The sequence below is a fragment of the Synechococcus sp. NOUM97013 genome (assembly GCF_014279815.1).
Taxonomy (GTDB): Bacteria; Cyanobacteriota; Cyanobacteriia; order PCC-6307; family Cyanobiaceae; genus Synechococcus_C.
On sequence record NZ_CP047941.1, the window covers coordinates 451,096 to 463,995 of the forward strand.

The window sequence follows — 12,900 nt, forward strand, 5'->3', positions numbered from 1 at the left end:
GGATGGCCTGAGTCGGGGCACTGGATGGTTTGTCCGGTCTCTGATCTCACCGCGACGTCGGTTTCACCGCCGTCCCGATCAGCTGCTTGCGGCGTCCTTCTGCTCTTTAACTGTCTAAGCCATGCCAGCCGACGTGAAAGCCTCCCAGTCCTCCGGCGGAGATGTCCGCCCAGGTGAGCGCGATAAAGCGCTCAACCTCGTGCTCGGTCAGATCGAGCGCAACTTCGGCAAGGGCTCAATCATGCGCCTTGGAGATGCCTCCAGGATGCGGGTTGAAACAATCTCCACCGGTGCTCTCACCCTCGATCTTGCCTTGGGTGGCGGGTATCCCAAGGGGCGTGTGGTCGAGGTCTATGGCCCAGAGAGCTCCGGTAAAACGACGCTCACCCTCCATGCCATCGCTGAGGTGCAGCGCAGGGGCGGTGTTGCGGCCTTCGTCGACGCCGAGCATGCGCTCGATCCGGTGTATGCAGCGTCGCTTGGCGTTGATATCGAAAATCTGCTGGTCTCGCAGCCTGACACTGGCGAGATGGCCCTGGAGATCGTCGACCAGCTTGTGCGTTCTGCTGCCGTCGACATCGTGGTGGTCGACTCGGTTGCGGCGCTCACGCCCCGGGCCGAGATTGAAGGAGAAATGGGTGATCTGGCGGTGGGCAGTCAGGCCCGCTTGATGAGCCAGGCGATGCGCAAGATCACCGGCAACATCGGTAAATCCGGTTGCACCGTGATCTTCCTCAACCAGTTGCGCCTGAAGATTGGCGTGACCTATGGCAACCCTGAAACCACCACCGGTGGTAACGCGCTCAAGTTCTACGCCTCGGTGCGTCTTGATATTCGTCGCATTCAGACGCTCAAGCGAGGAACCGAGGAGTACGGCATCCGGGCCAAGGTCAAAGTGGCCAAAAACAAGGTTGCCCCTCCGTTCCGCATCGCAGAGTTCGACATTCTCTTTGGGCGGGGGATCAGCACGCTCGGCTGTCTGCTCGACCTCGCTGAAGAAACCGGTGTCGTCACCCGTAAAGGTGCCTGGTACAGCTACGAGGGCGACAACATCGGGCAGGGTCGTGACAACACGATCGGCTGGCTGGAGCAGAACCCTGAGGCCAAGGAGGCCATTGAAGTGCTGGTGCGTCAGAAGCTGACGGAAGGATCGGAAGTCACCTCCAATTCCATGCGACCTCTCGCTGCAGCTGCGCGCTCCGCAGCTTCAAAGACTGCCGGCAAGTCAGAAGCGGCTGCGTCAGCGAAGGGTGCCGCCTGATCACCCTTGAAGGGTCTGAGGGGAGCCGCTTTCTTGGCGGCTTCCCTGCAGATTGCTGGCGATGCGTTGTAGTTCCTGAATGGCTTCTGCGCCTTCGAATTTCACCAGCTCGCGTCCATTGCGAGATTCAACCCAGCTGATGCCGAAATCAGACACCAGGAATCGCACCATGTGTTGGTCGCCGATCTCGGCCATGAAGGATGCGCCGCTGCCATTGCGACCTTCGCCATCGTCACAGACGTAGCACGTTGCTGTGATTCCTTCTTTCTTCAGGCTGGATGCCAGAGCCTGCAAGCTCATCACCAGGTCTTGAACAACCGATCGGTATTGCTCGGAAAGACGGAGAAACACGGAAAGCGACCCCCAGAGTGAATCAATTCTAAAGGTTTTCTTCTGATTTCAGTGTTCAGTGTTGACCGGCCGGTTCAGGGCATGTCCGCCAGGGTCCACCAGCCGGCAGCAGGGCCGATGAAGCGCACCACGACCCAGAGCACCACCAGTGCGCCAATGCCGATCCAGGCGCCTCGTGTGGTGATGTCAACGAACTGAGCGCCCTGGGCACGGGTGAGGGGTAGCCAGGCGATGAAACGTTCGGCCTCTTTCGGGTCTGGTTTGCGTTGCCGGGGGGGCAGTCCCTGGCTGGCACGACGGCGGGCTTCACCCATCACACGAGATTCATCTCGACGGCAGCCTAGAAGTGATGCTCACTCCGGACGCAATCTCTGCAACGGTTCCCAGGGTTCCATGGCGCGCAGGACTTGTTCCCCCCAGCTGCGTCCACGAACGCGTCCATCGAGCATGGCCAGCCGGCCTCCGCTTTGCCGAAGTGGGGCAATGGCCGGGATCAGTTTGGCCAAGGCTTCCGGGAGAAGCAGGGTTCTGAACCAGTCTTTGCCCTGACGCTTCAGCGACTCCACGCGAGCAGCTGTCAGTGGTTCTTCCAGGCTGGCAATCGGGAGCATCGCCGCGATCAGTTGATCGGGGGCCGGAAGTTGATGCTGATGCTCGAGCCACCAACTCCAGCGGCAGCAGATCACCCCGTTCACTTCCGGTGCTGTGCTTTCCAGGGTGACTCGGCTGCCGAACTCCGCCGCCAGTTCACTGCAGAGGCGCTGGCGCATCCCAGGCGGGTCGAGCAGCACAACAGTTAACCCTGTGCGTCCCAGGATCAGGCGTCGACTTTGTTCCAGCAGATGGCTGGAATAGATCTCCGTGTTGGGGAGTGGCTGACGTCTCGGCAGATACAGCGGGATTGGTTCAGCGCGGGGGACGTCGCGTAGGTCAATGTGCAGGGCGTCGTCGGACGTTTCAGTCGAGTCACCATGGCGGCGACAGCCCCCGTCGCCATGCAGCAGCGTCCAGGGATGCGTGCTGAACATCCGCTCGAGAGATGCCAGCGGCTCCAGGGGTTGAAGATGCCAGCTCCACTGCAGTGTCTTTGCATTCCAGTTGGCCCAGCTGGCCCAGGACGACTGGTCCAGTGCCATCAGGTGGCACCAGGGTGCAGGTGTGGACCCCAGCAACTGCAGGAGATCCCGCACCCGCGTCAGAGCGCTCTCAGGCATGGCGATGTCCCGGTCGGTCCCTGTTCCGCAGGAGGCGACCTGACGGCTGAGGCGCTCGTGTAGTTCCAGCAGGCCTTCACCCGCTGCAGGGAACGCTGTGCGCAGTTGCTCCCAGTGCACGGAGTCGATTTGCAGTGCCATGGCCAGGCGCAGTCGCGACGCCAGGGTCTCCGCCGCCGGAATGACCAGATGGTCTTGGGGGCGCAGCCTGCCGTCGCGATGCAGGTCGACCAGCTGCTGCGGCGTTACCAGCCAGAGCTGATCCCCAGGCGGGGGCAGATCACCGGTCCAGCAACTCAGTCGGATGCCGCTCTCCATCAGTCGAGGGCGCTCCACCTGGAGCAATCGCTGCTGTTGCAGAGCGTCCAGCACTAGCACCGTGTGACGGCTTTGTAGGGCCAGCGGCACCATCAATGCCAGCCACCAACGAGCGTTGCTGCCCGCGGACAGTTGGATCCGGGTTCGATCCTGACGGCGCAAGCTGCGTCCCACCAGGCGGCTGAGCGTGAGCTCGTGCTCCCAGTGCCCTGCGCTCCCCCGGAGGAGGTGTTTCAGCTGCTGATGGGCCTGAACTTCCAGCATGCGCGCCACCCTAAGAAGCGTTCATCGGGTGGTTGGTTCACGCTGAGCTGTTCCTTCACGGTTGATGGCCAAGCAACATGGGTGGCTTGTGCAGGCTGGGCATGGACGACGGGCGGGTTCGAGCACTGGGCGTCAGCCGTGTGGGTGTGGTCGGTCTTGGTTTGATCGGTGGTTCGATCGCCCTTGATCTGCGCGCACTTGGTGTGCCTGTGCAGGGGCTCGTTCATCGCGCCAGCACCGCCGAGAGGGCAACGGCCAGGGGGCTGGTGGATGCCGTCAGTTGTGATCCAGCCTGTCTTCAAGGTTGTGATGTGGTGGTTTTGGCTCTGCCTCTGGAGGCTCTGTTGAACCCTCCTGAGGTGCTGGTTAAGGCGCTGCCGGACGCCGCCGCTGTGACCGATGTGGGGTCTGTGAAAGGGGCGGTACTGGATGTCTGGAGGCATCGGCATCCCCGTTTTGTGGCGTCGCATCCGATGGCTGGAACTGCCGAGTCGGGGGTGGAATCCGGGTGTGCAGGCCTGTTTCGCGGACGTCCTTGGGTTGGAACCCCCGAGGCTGCAACAGACGCGGACGCTGCGCAGCAGATCCAGCAGCTGGCTGAGGCCCTCGGCGCGCATTGGATTCAGGCTGACCCGCTCATTCACGACCAGGCTGTTGCTCTGATTTCGCACCTGCCCGTGATGGTGAGTGCTGCTTTGCTGCGCGCAGTCGGTGAGGAACGGGACCCGCGCGTGCGCGAACTCGCCAAGCAGCTGGCATCCAGCGGTTTTGCCGACACCACCCGGGTTGGCGGCGGCAATCCCGCTCTGGGAACGGCCATGGCTTCACGTAACACCGGCGCCTTGCTCAAGGCGCTCGCCGCCTACCGCTGGAGTCTTGAACAGCTGGAGGAGGCGATCCTCAACGGTCACTGGGCCCAGTTGGAGCGGGAACTCCAGACCACGCAAGCCTTGCGACCGGAGTTCCTCAACGGTCCGTCGGCCTCCTCTAGCGCTTCAGGCTGAGTTCCCGTCCGCGCGCAGCCATCATCTGTTGGCAGGCCATCAGTGCAGACAGGCTTACTCCCGCGGTTCCCTCGCCAGGGTGGATCGAATCTCCGCACAGCCAGAGATTGGCCACCGGTGTTCGGCTGGCCAGGCCGAAGGGACCGAAACGGTCAGGACTTTGCCCGAGCCCACCCACGATTCCCTGGGGTCGACCGGTCCAGTGAGCGAAGCCTCGGGGTGTGGCCAGTTCCTGATGCAGCCAGGCGTGATCGGGTAGATCCAGCGCCGCATTCACCCCCATCCGAATGGTGGTGAGCAGCTCCTGTTTGCGGCTCTGATAGGCCTCCTCCTCCATGGTGTGCCATCCCTCCGGTGAGGTGAACACGCTGGCGATCACGGTGGCTCGACCCTCCGGGGCTCGGCCATCACCGTCATGGCTCACGGAGAGAAACAGAGAGCCCGGCGACGCTTGATCGCGCTGCAGATGGCCTGGACAGTCCGGAGGCAGGTGTCGACGCTCCAGTGCTCCGTAGAACACGATGGCGCCACTGGGTGCTTGAAGTGTGTCCAGGTGGCGTCGGTAGGTGTCCGGCATGAGGTCAGGGTCAGGCAGCAGTGCCGGCAGGCTCTGGGGAGGAAGGCTGCAGATCACGTCGCTGGCGTGAAGGCTTGGCTGGGATCCATCCGGCAGGTCCACCTGAACCCTCCACCCGGAACCGTCTGAACCCCGCTGTAACCTCTGGGCCCGATGGCGCAGCAGCACCTGGCCACCATCGCGTTCGATGGCGCTTCGGAGGCTTTCACTGAGACTCTGCATGGAACCCTGCAGGTGCCAGAGCCCTAGGGGCGCTTGACACATCTGCAGCACCGTGGCGCCGTAGAGCGCTGCCGTGCGGTCACAGGGCTGCTGGGAATAGAGGCGTAGCTGCAGGTCAAGAAAGCGGCGCAGCCGTCGGTTCCCGCCGCACCCCGTCAAGCGCAGTAGATCCCCCACTGTCAGCAGACCAAGAGGGGCGCTGATCAGATTGCCCAGGCTCAGCGCTGCGAGCGTTCGACTGAGATCCCAGCCGCTGCGAACGGGAAGGACAGGATCAGCAGCGGCGAACTGCCAGTTCTGCTGATGAATCCAGCTGCAAAGCTGCCAAAACCGTTCAGTGCCTGGGAATTGCGCCTCACGCTCCTGATGCCAGCGCTGAGGGTCGTGCCAGAGGTGGATGGACGCTGAGCCGTCGTTGAGGTCCACCACACAACCCGGGTCGAGTCGCTTGGCCGCTGGTGGGTTGATGTTCAGGTGGTCAAACAGACGGGCGTGGCTGCCCCCCGGTTCCAGACCGGCCACCTGGGTGGCGCCAACGTCGAAGGTGTAAGGCCCCCGTCGGAATGTGCCGGCACATCCACCCAGCTGATGGTGGGATTCCAGCAGGGTGACTGCGATCCCGTCATGGGCAAGAAGGGCTGCGGCCGTGAGACCAGCAATGCCACCGCCGATCACAATCACATCCTGGCCGGCGTCCATCCGCGGCTGCCTCCATCGGGCGATTTCGATCGCGTCATGCTGGCAGCAGCGACCGATCAGCGTGGATGCGGGATGAGCTGGAGCAGGCCCTCGTTGCGGCTGGCGACCTGCTGGCCGGTCGGCAGATCGTCGATCTCAGCCCTGTTGGTGGTGGAAGTGTCGGCTCCAGTTGGCGCGTGACGCTCAGCAATGGCGAGGCACTGTTCGTCAAGCTCGCTCGGCCTGACAATTTGCTTGCGGAGCAGTCGGGATTGGTGGCGTTGCGGCAATGGGCTGATCCCGCGCTGATCGAAGTCCCTCAAGTGCTTGCCCACCTGCGCTTGGGTGCACGCTCCGCATTGGTGATGGCTTGGTGGAACCCAGGACGGGGTGATCAGTTTCAGCTCGGTCGCGGCTTGGCTCGACTGCACCGCAGTTCAGCTCTGTCGAATCCCCGTCGTTTCGGCTGGGATCAGGACGGCTTCATTGGCCTCGGACCTCAGCCTGGTGGCTGGTGTGAATCCTGGGGAGAGGCGTTCACGCGATTGCGTCTGCGCCCCCAGCTGGAGCTGGCGCTTGATTGGGGTCTCGTTGAAGCGGATTGGGAGCCGTTGCTCTCACCCGTGATGAATTGGCTCAACCGGCATGCGCCACAACCTTGCCTGGTGCATGGAGACCTCTGGGCCGGTAATGCCGCGGTGCTGGATGACGGCCGTGGGCTCTTGATTGATCCCGCGACTTGGTGGGCCGACCGTGAGGTCGATCTGGCCATGACACAACTTTTTGGTGGATTCACCCGCCGTTTTTGGGAGGGGTACCAACAGGAATGGCCTCTGGATGACGGGGCCGAGCAGCGGATTGAGGTGTTGAATCTTTATCACGTGCTCAATCACGCCAATCTGTTCGGTGGCGGGTACCAACAACAAAGCCGCAGCATCCTTAAGGCGCTGCGGCGTGATTGGCTCTAGGAGAGCGTGATGGGTTGTTAGTGAGCGAAAGGGCGTCAGCCCAGATACTCCTGACGCAAGGACTGGATCCGGGTCACCAGGGCACTGCGCTTGTCACTTGTGGTGAGGTTTTTCCAGCTCCATTGACCGACGACGACGACACCGAGTAGCTCGAGCAGGCCGGGCACAACCGGAAGCAGATTGATGGTGTCGAGAATGCCCTTGATCAGGATCTGAGCAACGATCACCGCGGCGAAGATGCCGACCACCTTGCCGATGCGTCCGGCTTGGCTCCAGTCGACTTTGTCGAGGGTTTCGTTCACCTTGCCGAGAATGTCCTTGTAGCGTTCGGCAAAATCGACGGTGTCAGTGCTGCTACCGGTGGTCTCGGTCGCCTGAGTGGTGGTTTCGTCGCTCATGACGCCTAGGCGTGGATTTAATACTCCGAGACAATATCGGCAAGCTCAGTCGAATGCCATGGCGGCTCTGCATCGATGTTGAGTGTCTGATCATTCTCAGGGCTTCTCTTGCAGCTGTTGCACCCGAGGAAGGTTGCGCTCTGCTGATCGGCGAGTCGTCGTCGGAGTGGTCGATTCGTCAGGTGTGGCCTTGTTGCAACGTGTGGAAGCCTGGGCTTTCGGGCTTCCCGGAACCGGAGGGCAACGGTGCTGCCGATCCCCTGGAGCTGCCATCACGCTGCTCGCGATTTGTGCTCGACCCACGTGAGCAAATCGCAGCACAACGCTGGGCAAGGGCCCGTGGTTGGCAGGTGCTGGGCAGCGCCCATTCCCATCCAGGCGGTCAGCCGGTGCCCAGTGCCATCGATCGTCGATGGGCTGCAGCCGCTGGTGTGATGCTGATCGATGCCGGCAGGGGCGGTCTCGCGGCATGGTGGCTTCAGGGCTCTGCCCCGGATGCTGTGCACGCACTGCCGCTGGTGACCTGCCACACCATCCCCGCTTAGCCCCATTCCCCCTGCTTCGGTGATGACGGAACCTCAAGTCCAACTCGATCTCAGTCCTGACGAGCGGGGACGGTATGCCAGGCATCTCACCTTGCCGGAACTGGGTATTGAGGGTCAGAAGCGACTGAAAGCTTCATCGGTGCTCTGTGTCGGCGCCGGTGGACTGGGCTCTCCACTGCTGCTGTATCTCGCGGCAGCGGGTATCGGCAGGATCGCCATCGTCGATGACGACTGTGTGGAGGTCTCCAACCTGCAGCGCCAGGTGATTCATGGTGAGGGAACGGTTGGCCAGCCGAAAGCACAGTCCGCCAGGCGACGGATGCTTGACCTCAACCCCCATTGCCAGGTGGAAGAGCATCGCTGCCGCATCACAGCGGCGAACGCCCTGGATTTGATCGCTGACCACGATTTGGTGGTCGACGGGTCCGACAACTTCCCCACGCGTTATCTGATCAGCGATGCCTGCGCTCTGTTGAACAAGCCATGGGTGTACGGCTCGGTTCAACGCTTCGAAGGGCAGGTGAGCGTGTTCAACCGGGGACCCGCGTCACCTGACTATCGCGATTTGGTGCCGGAACCCCCTCCGCCGGATCTCGTTCCCTCCTGCGCTGATGGTGGAGTGATGGGCGTGATGCCTGGACTGATCGGGTTGATTCAAGCCACCGAAGTGATCAAGGTGCTCGCCGAGATTGGTGACCCGTTGGACGGACGTCTTTTGCTTGTGGATGGGTTGTCGATGCGCTTCCGGGAACTTCGGCTTCAGCGCCGACCGGCTCGGACATCGATCACTGGCCTGGTTGACTATCAGGCGTTCTGCAATGCCGCTGAAACCAAGCGCGGCGAGGAGTCGACAGCGGTGAACAGCATTTCCGTGCGCGAGCTCAGTGCCCTGATGGCGCAGGGGTCCGAGTGGGTTCTGATTGACGTTCGCAATCCTGCTGAGGCCGACGTGGCTGTGATCGAAGGTGCGCAGTTGGTGCCCCTCGCCAAGATTGAAAACGGTGAAGGTGTGGAAACGGTGCGCAGCCTGGCGGACACGCGACCGATCTATGTGCACTGCAAGATGGGCGGTCGCTCTGCCCGTGCGGTGGAGCTGCTCGCGCAGCACGGGATTGACGCCACCAACGTGACCGGAGGAATCAATGCCTGGTCCCAGGAGGTGGATGCCAGCGTTCCCGTCTACTGAGGGCCCTCGCCGCAGGCCGTCAGTAGTCCACTCCCCGCTTCAGATCCACCCCCTGTTCGGCGTAGTGCTTGTGGCACACCATTTCGGAATGGACACTGGCCAGATCGAAGTAGGCCGGGGGATGTTTGCAGCGGCCCGTGATGATCACTTCGGTTTCAGAGGGCTTGCGAACCAGGGCTTGCACGATTGGTTCCACCGGCAGTAGCTCCAGATCCACGGTGGGATTGAGTTCGTCGAGGATCACGGTCTTGTACAGACCGCTGGCGATGGCCGCCCGAGCAATCTCCCAGGCCCGTTCGGCCTCCACGTAGTCAATCGGTTCCTGTTGGCCTCTCCACACGATCGCGTCACGCCCCGAGCGCAGATGATCCACGAGATGCGGGTAGCTCTCGCGTAGCGCAGCGATTGCAGCATCCTCGGTGTAGCCGCTACCCCCTTTCAGCCACTGCAGGATCAACACGCGGTGGCTTTTGTCCTGACTGATCCCGCGTCCGATGGCCTGCAGCGCTTTGCCGAGGGCGCTGGTGGATTTTCCCTTGCCTTCACCGGTGTAAATCTCGATGGCACCGGGAGTGGTGTAAGGCAGAAAAGTGTCGTCAGACGGTTCGATCCGGCGATGGGCACGCATCTCCGAGTGCAGATCGGCGATCTGAATCAAAGGCTGGGGTGCAGCCCGACCCGTCACGATGATCTCCATGCCCTCCGGCCGTGAGGAGAGGGTCTTCACCACATCGTCAATATCCAGCAAGCCCAGGTCGAGCAAGGGGTTGAGCTCGTCGAGCACCACGACGGAGTACAGCGCACTGGCGATGGCTCCACGGGCGATATCCCAACCGCGTTGTGCTTCCTGCTGGTCGAACTTGGTGGCTTCCTCGGCATTGAAGTAATCCGCCCGGCCCGTGCGCACCTGATCGATTAAGTGCGGGAAGCCTTGCTGGAGAGCCTCGATGGCCGCGTCCTCGTCGTAGGCCCGCCCCGGTCCTTTCAGAAAACGCAGCAGCAGCACGCGCGTGCGTCGCTGCTCACAGATGCCAAGACCGATCGTGCGCAGCACCACGCCAAGTGCCGCTTGACTCTTGCCCTTGCCTTCCCCGTCATAAACATGCAATTGACCGAGACTGCGCTCTCGGCTGTCGGCAGCGGTCACGATGCCGATGTCTCGTTTGCTGCGACGTCGTGATGCGCTCGAGCTTCCGGATGACCGGGTTGCGTCCATCGTCAGGCCCTGGATGGCGCTTCGTACGATCGGAGCATACCCAGATTCCCGCGTTCAGCAGTGGCTTTAGAGACTTTTCGCCTGCTGGAACGCCTGTCGCCTGAGGATGCTGAGAGGCTCGGTCATCTGCGGGAATGGATCCACGCCTTTGACAACGTCTGCGTGGCCTATTCCGGTGGTGTTGACAGCACCTTGGTCGCTGCCATTGCCAAGGAACAGTTGGATGAGCGCGCTTGGGCGATCACCGGGGTTTCACCCGCGCTGGCTCCCCACCTGCTGGCAGAAGCCCGTCTGCAGGCGCAGTGGTTGGAGATGCAGCATCGCGAGGTGGAAACCCGTGAACTCCAGGATCCTGCCTACAGCAGCAATCCCACGGATCGCTGTTACGCCTGCAAACGGGAGTTGCACAGTCAGCTCGGGCCGATTGCCAAAGCAGCGCAGGGCGCTCAGGTTCTCGATGGGGTCAACCTGGATGACCTCAGTGACCATCGTCCTGGCATTCAGGCGGCCCGTGATGCCGGTGTGCGCTCCCCCCTGGCGGAGTTGAAGATCGATAAGGCAGGAGTGCGCCGTCTCTCCAAGGCACTCGGTTTTCCCTGGTGGGACAAACCGGCCCAGCCTTGTCTCGCCTCCCGTTTTCCCTATGGCGAGGCGATCAGCCATCGCCGTTTGCAGCAAGTAGGCCAGGCCGAAGCCTGGTTGATTCAACAGGGTTTTCCGCGGGTAAGAGTGCGTTCTCAGGGACTGTCGGCACGGATCGAAGTGCCGCAAGATCGCCTGCCAGAGCTGCTGGACCCCACTCGACGCACCGCCGTGGTTGAAGCGCTGATGAAGCTCGGTTTCACCAGCGTCAGCCTGGACCTTGAAGGGTTGGTGAGTGGCAAGCTCAACCGGGTTTAAGCAGGCAAGGCGGGTTCAGCCTTTCTCAGGGCAGGGTGTGCGTTCAGCATCCGCAATCGCTGCAGGGGTCTCGCGCAGAAAACTCCGCAGTGCATGCTTGCGCGCACCCAGTTCGGTCCTGAGGTGTTCACAAGCAGATTCCGGCATGGTGTGGTCTCCGCAGGTGAAAACATCCACCGCGGCGTAGCCGTTTTCGGGCCAGGTGTGGATGGAGATGTGCGATTCCGCTAGCAGCGCCAGACCGGTGACCCCTTGGGGTTCGAAACGGTGGGTGATGAGGTTGAGAAGCGTCGCACCAGCACGTTTTGCTGCAGTTGTGATGGTGGTTCTCAGAAAGGCTTCGTCGTCGAGCTTGCTGTGATCGCAGTCGTAAAGCTCGAGGATGCAGTGCTTACCCACCATGTCGGTGGCACTGGTGCTGGCAGAGCTAGAAACAGGATTGATCTGGGCATCGCCCCATCCTGGGTTGGGATGCAGGCAAGGCAGGGATTGCTCCATCAGAGGACGCAACAAAGGGTTGCTGAATTTAGCTTTTTCTCATCCCGTTTCTCAAGTGATCGGCGTTGAGAATCTGGGAGCGTTGGCGCCAGCCTCCTTCGAAGGCATCCAGGTGAGTGGCGCTCACAAGGCACTGATGCGTGTCCCCAACGGCCTCTAGCAAGGCCAGCTGCCGGCGTGGATCGAGTTCCGCCAGCACGTCATCCAATAGCAGCAGTGGAGGGTGTCCGCACAATTCACCCACCAGCTCCAGTTCGGCCAGCTTGAGAGCCAACACGATGGTTCTCTGCTGACCTGCAGAACCGAAGCGACGTGCAGCCGTGCCGTTCAGGACTAACTCCACCTCATCGCGGTGGGGACCCACCCTGCAGCTTCCAAGTCGTTCCTCTTCCGGGCGTTGTCGTCGTAACTGCTCTTCTATCGAGAGACGCCAGGGTTCTTCTGCCTCTTCACCGTCCAAGCTGCTGCCGGGGGCGTAGCGAAGCTCCAGCTGCTCCTGCCTGTCACTGAGGCGTTCTTGCCAGGCCGCCGCCAGGGGTTCAAGCCTGGCCAGCGCGCGGCGCCTGCGCCGGTGGATGCGTGTGCAGACCAGCGCCATCTGGGTGTCGAAGCTGTCCAGCAAGACCTGTTGTTCCGATGAGGATCCGAGCCCACCGCGGCGCCAGAATTGACTGCGTTGACGCAGCAGCCGGTTATAGCGACCGATCAGATCGGCATAAATCGGCTCAAGCTGGAGCACCACCCGGTCCAGCCACTGCCGTCTGAGGGCGGGCTCGCCTCGCACCAGATGCAGATCAAGGGCACTGAAGCCCACACAGCGCAGTGGCCCCACAAGGTCCATCTGGCGCTGCAGCACTTTGCCGTTGCGTTTGGCTTGGCGTCCGCCTTTGCGCCTGATTTCCAACTCGACCTGCTCATCGTCATGACAGGTGGCCTTGAGCAGGGCACGTGAGGCATCCCAGTGGATCAGATCCGCGTCTTGGCTGGAGCGATGGGAGCGAAGACTTCCCAGCAGTTCAACGGATTCCAGCAGGTTGGATTTGCCGATGCCGTTGCTGCCGATCACAAGCAGGCGCGGCGCATCAATCTCCAGCTGCAGCTGGCAGTGGTTGCGGAACTCCTGCAGTTCGAGCCGGAGAAGCCGAATCGGTCCGGGTGCGGCGTGTGGCTAAGGTAACTGTCTCGCGGTTGATCTCACAGCCAAGCGGGGGCATGTAGCTCAGTTGGATAGAGCATCAGATTCCGGTTCTGAGGGTCGGGGGTTCGAGTCCCTCCATGCTCGTATTCAGAGAGGTTGTTC

Annotated in this window: 14 protein-coding genes and 1 tRNA gene; 7 read left to right on the forward strand and 8 right to left on the reverse strand. The window is 61.9% G+C overall.

Features of this window, described 5'->3' with window-relative positions:
- Positions 1 to 121: 121 nt before the first annotated feature.
- Positions 122 to 1,261: a recombinase RecA gene (gene recA / locus SynNOUM97013_RS02265; protein WP_186480603.1), complete on the forward strand. Its 1,140-nt coding sequence runs from the start codon at positions 122 to 124 to the stop codon at positions 1,259 to 1,261.
- Here the strand turns inward: recA and SynNOUM97013_RS02270 are convergent, their stop codons facing one another.
- The 3 genes from SynNOUM97013_RS02270 to SynNOUM97013_RS02280 form a co-directional block, all read right to left on the reverse strand.
- The gene (locus SynNOUM97013_RS02270) at positions 1,262 to 1,612 is read right to left on the reverse strand and encodes a DUF1815 family protein (protein ID WP_186480604.1); all 351 of its coding nucleotides are present in this window, start codon (positions 1,610 to 1,612) and stop codon (positions 1,262 to 1,264) included. It abuts the gene before it with no gap.
- A 74-nt stretch (positions 1,613 to 1,686) separates the two neighbouring features.
- Positions 1,687 to 1,926, reverse strand: coding sequence for a DUF2839 domain-containing protein (locus SynNOUM97013_RS02275; RefSeq protein WP_186480605.1), 240 nt, complete (start codon positions 1,924 to 1,926; stop codon positions 1,687 to 1,689).
- A gap of 39 nt (positions 1,927 to 1,965) precedes the next feature.
- Positions 1,966 to 3,408 (reverse strand): helicase, encoded by a 1,443-nt coding sequence (locus tag SynNOUM97013_RS02280; RefSeq protein WP_186481368.1) that lies wholly within the window; start codon positions 3,406 to 3,408, stop codon positions 1,966 to 1,968.
- 101 nt (positions 3,409 to 3,509) lie between these two features.
- Here SynNOUM97013_RS02280 and SynNOUM97013_RS02285 point away from each other — a divergent pair, with 101 nt between their 5' ends.
- Positions 3,510 to 4,412 carry a prephenate/arogenate dehydrogenase gene (locus SynNOUM97013_RS02285; RefSeq protein WP_186480606.1) on the forward strand — a complete coding sequence of 301 codons (903 nt, stop codon included), beginning with the start codon at positions 3,510 to 3,512 and terminating at the stop codon, positions 4,410 to 4,412.
- Here SynNOUM97013_RS02285 and crtD read toward each other — a convergent pair.
- Entirely contained in the window at positions 4,396 to 5,910 is a 1,515-nt protein-coding gene (gene crtD, locus SynNOUM97013_RS02290; RefSeq protein WP_186480607.1) for a C-3',4' desaturase CrtD, read from the reverse strand. The genes SynNOUM97013_RS02285 and crtD overlap by 17 nt on opposite strands.
- Before the next feature lie 65 nt (positions 5,911 to 5,975).
- Between crtD and SynNOUM97013_RS02295 the strand changes: the two genes are divergently transcribed.
- Complete coding sequence (locus SynNOUM97013_RS02295) at positions 5,976 to 6,857, forward strand: fructosamine kinase family protein (RefSeq protein ID WP_186480608.1); 882 nt, start codon at positions 5,976 to 5,978, stop codon at positions 6,855 to 6,857.
- Positions 6,858 to 6,892: 35 nt separating this feature from the next.
- Here the strand turns inward: SynNOUM97013_RS02295 and SynNOUM97013_RS02300 are convergent, their stop codons facing one another.
- A complete protein-coding gene (locus SynNOUM97013_RS02300; RefSeq protein ID WP_186480609.1) occupies positions 6,893 to 7,255 on the reverse strand; it encodes a CAAD domain-containing protein in 363 nt (120 codons plus the stop codon).
- Between the two features lie 53 nt (positions 7,256 to 7,308).
- On the opposite strand from SynNOUM97013_RS02300, the gene SynNOUM97013_RS02305 reads away from it, so the two are divergent.
- Positions 7,309 to 7,800 carry a M67 family metallopeptidase gene (locus tag SynNOUM97013_RS02305; protein ID WP_186480610.1) on the forward strand — a complete coding sequence of 164 codons (492 nt, stop codon included), beginning with the start codon at positions 7,309 to 7,311 and terminating at the stop codon, positions 7,798 to 7,800.
- 22 nt (positions 7,801 to 7,822) lie between these two features.
- Positions 7,823 to 8,986, forward strand: a complete 1,164-nt coding sequence (gene moeB, locus SynNOUM97013_RS02310; RefSeq protein ID WP_186480611.1) for a molybdopterin-synthase adenylyltransferase MoeB — start codon at positions 7,823 to 7,825, stop codon at positions 8,984 to 8,986.
- Positions 8,987 to 9,005: 19 nt separating this feature from the next.
- On the opposite strand, the gene SynNOUM97013_RS02315 is transcribed toward moeB, so the two are convergent.
- Positions 9,006 to 10,202, reverse strand: coding sequence for a cob(I)yrinic acid a,c-diamide adenosyltransferase (locus SynNOUM97013_RS02315; protein WP_186480612.1), 1,197 nt, complete (start codon positions 10,200 to 10,202; stop codon positions 9,006 to 9,008).
- A 60-nt stretch (positions 10,203 to 10,262) separates the two neighbouring features.
- On the opposite strand from SynNOUM97013_RS02315, the gene larE reads away from it, so the two are divergent.
- Positions 10,263 to 11,102 (forward strand): ATP-dependent sacrificial sulfur transferase LarE, encoded by an 840-nt coding sequence (gene larE / locus SynNOUM97013_RS02320; protein WP_186480613.1) that lies wholly within the window; start codon positions 10,263 to 10,265, stop codon positions 11,100 to 11,102.
- 15 nt (positions 11,103 to 11,117) lie between these two features.
- Here the strand turns inward: larE and speD are convergent, their stop codons facing one another.
- Together speD and recF are read right to left on the reverse strand one after the other, a co-directional pair.
- Positions 11,118 to 11,600 (reverse strand): adenosylmethionine decarboxylase, encoded by a 483-nt coding sequence (gene speD / locus SynNOUM97013_RS02325; protein WP_186480614.1) that lies wholly within the window; start codon positions 11,598 to 11,600, stop codon positions 11,118 to 11,120.
- 28 nt (positions 11,601 to 11,628) lie between these two features.
- The gene (gene recF / locus SynNOUM97013_RS02330; protein WP_255443058.1) at positions 11,629 to 12,726 is read right to left on the reverse strand and encodes a DNA replication/repair protein RecF; all 1,098 of its coding nucleotides are present in this window, start codon (positions 12,724 to 12,726) and stop codon (positions 11,629 to 11,631) included.
- Positions 12,727 to 12,808: 82 nt separating this feature from the next.
- Between recF and SynNOUM97013_RS02335 the strand changes: the two genes are divergently transcribed.
- Positions 12,809 to 12,882, forward strand: a tRNA-Arg gene (locus SynNOUM97013_RS02335).
- Positions 12,883 to 12,900: the final 18 nt, after the last annotated feature.

Excerpts from the sequence above, each read along its gene's own strand:
- recA (WP_186480603.1), top strand. The coding sequence starts at position 122 with ATGCCAGCCGACGTGAAAGCCTCCCAGTCCTCCGGCGGAGATGTCCGC.
- SynNOUM97013_RS02275 (WP_186480605.1), bottom strand. The coding sequence starts at position 1,926 with ATGGGTGAAGCCCGCCGTCGTGCCAGCCAGGGACTGCCCCCCCGGCAA.
- SynNOUM97013_RS02280 (WP_186481368.1), bottom strand. The coding sequence starts at position 3,408 with ATGCTGGAAGTTCAGGCCCATCAGCAGCTGAAACACCTCCTCCGGGGG.
- SynNOUM97013_RS02285 (WP_186480606.1), top strand. The coding sequence starts at position 3,510 with ATGGACGACGGGCGGGTTCGAGCACTGGGCGTCAGCCGTGTGGGTGTG.
- crtD (WP_186480607.1), bottom strand. The coding sequence starts at position 5,910 with ATGGACGCCGGCCAGGATGTGATTGTGATCGGCGGTGGCATTGCTGGT.
- SynNOUM97013_RS02295 (WP_186480608.1), top strand. The coding sequence starts at position 5,976 with ATGCGGGATGAGCTGGAGCAGGCCCTCGTTGCGGCTGGCGACCTGCTG.
- SynNOUM97013_RS02300 (WP_186480609.1), bottom strand. The coding sequence starts at position 7,255 with ATGAGCGACGAAACCACCACTCAGGCGACCGAGACCACCGGTAGCAGC.
- SynNOUM97013_RS02305 (WP_186480610.1), top strand. The coding sequence starts at position 7,309 with ATGCCATGGCGGCTCTGCATCGATGTTGAGTGTCTGATCATTCTCAGG.
- moeB (WP_186480611.1), top strand. The coding sequence starts at position 7,823 with ATGACGGAACCTCAAGTCCAACTCGATCTCAGTCCTGACGAGCGGGGA.
- SynNOUM97013_RS02315 (WP_186480612.1), bottom strand. The coding sequence starts at position 10,202 with ATGGACGCAACCCGGTCATCCGGAAGCTCGAGCGCATCACGACGTCGC.
- speD (WP_186480614.1), bottom strand. The coding sequence starts at position 11,600 with ATGGAGCAATCCCTGCCTTGCCTGCATCCCAACCCAGGATGGGGCGAT.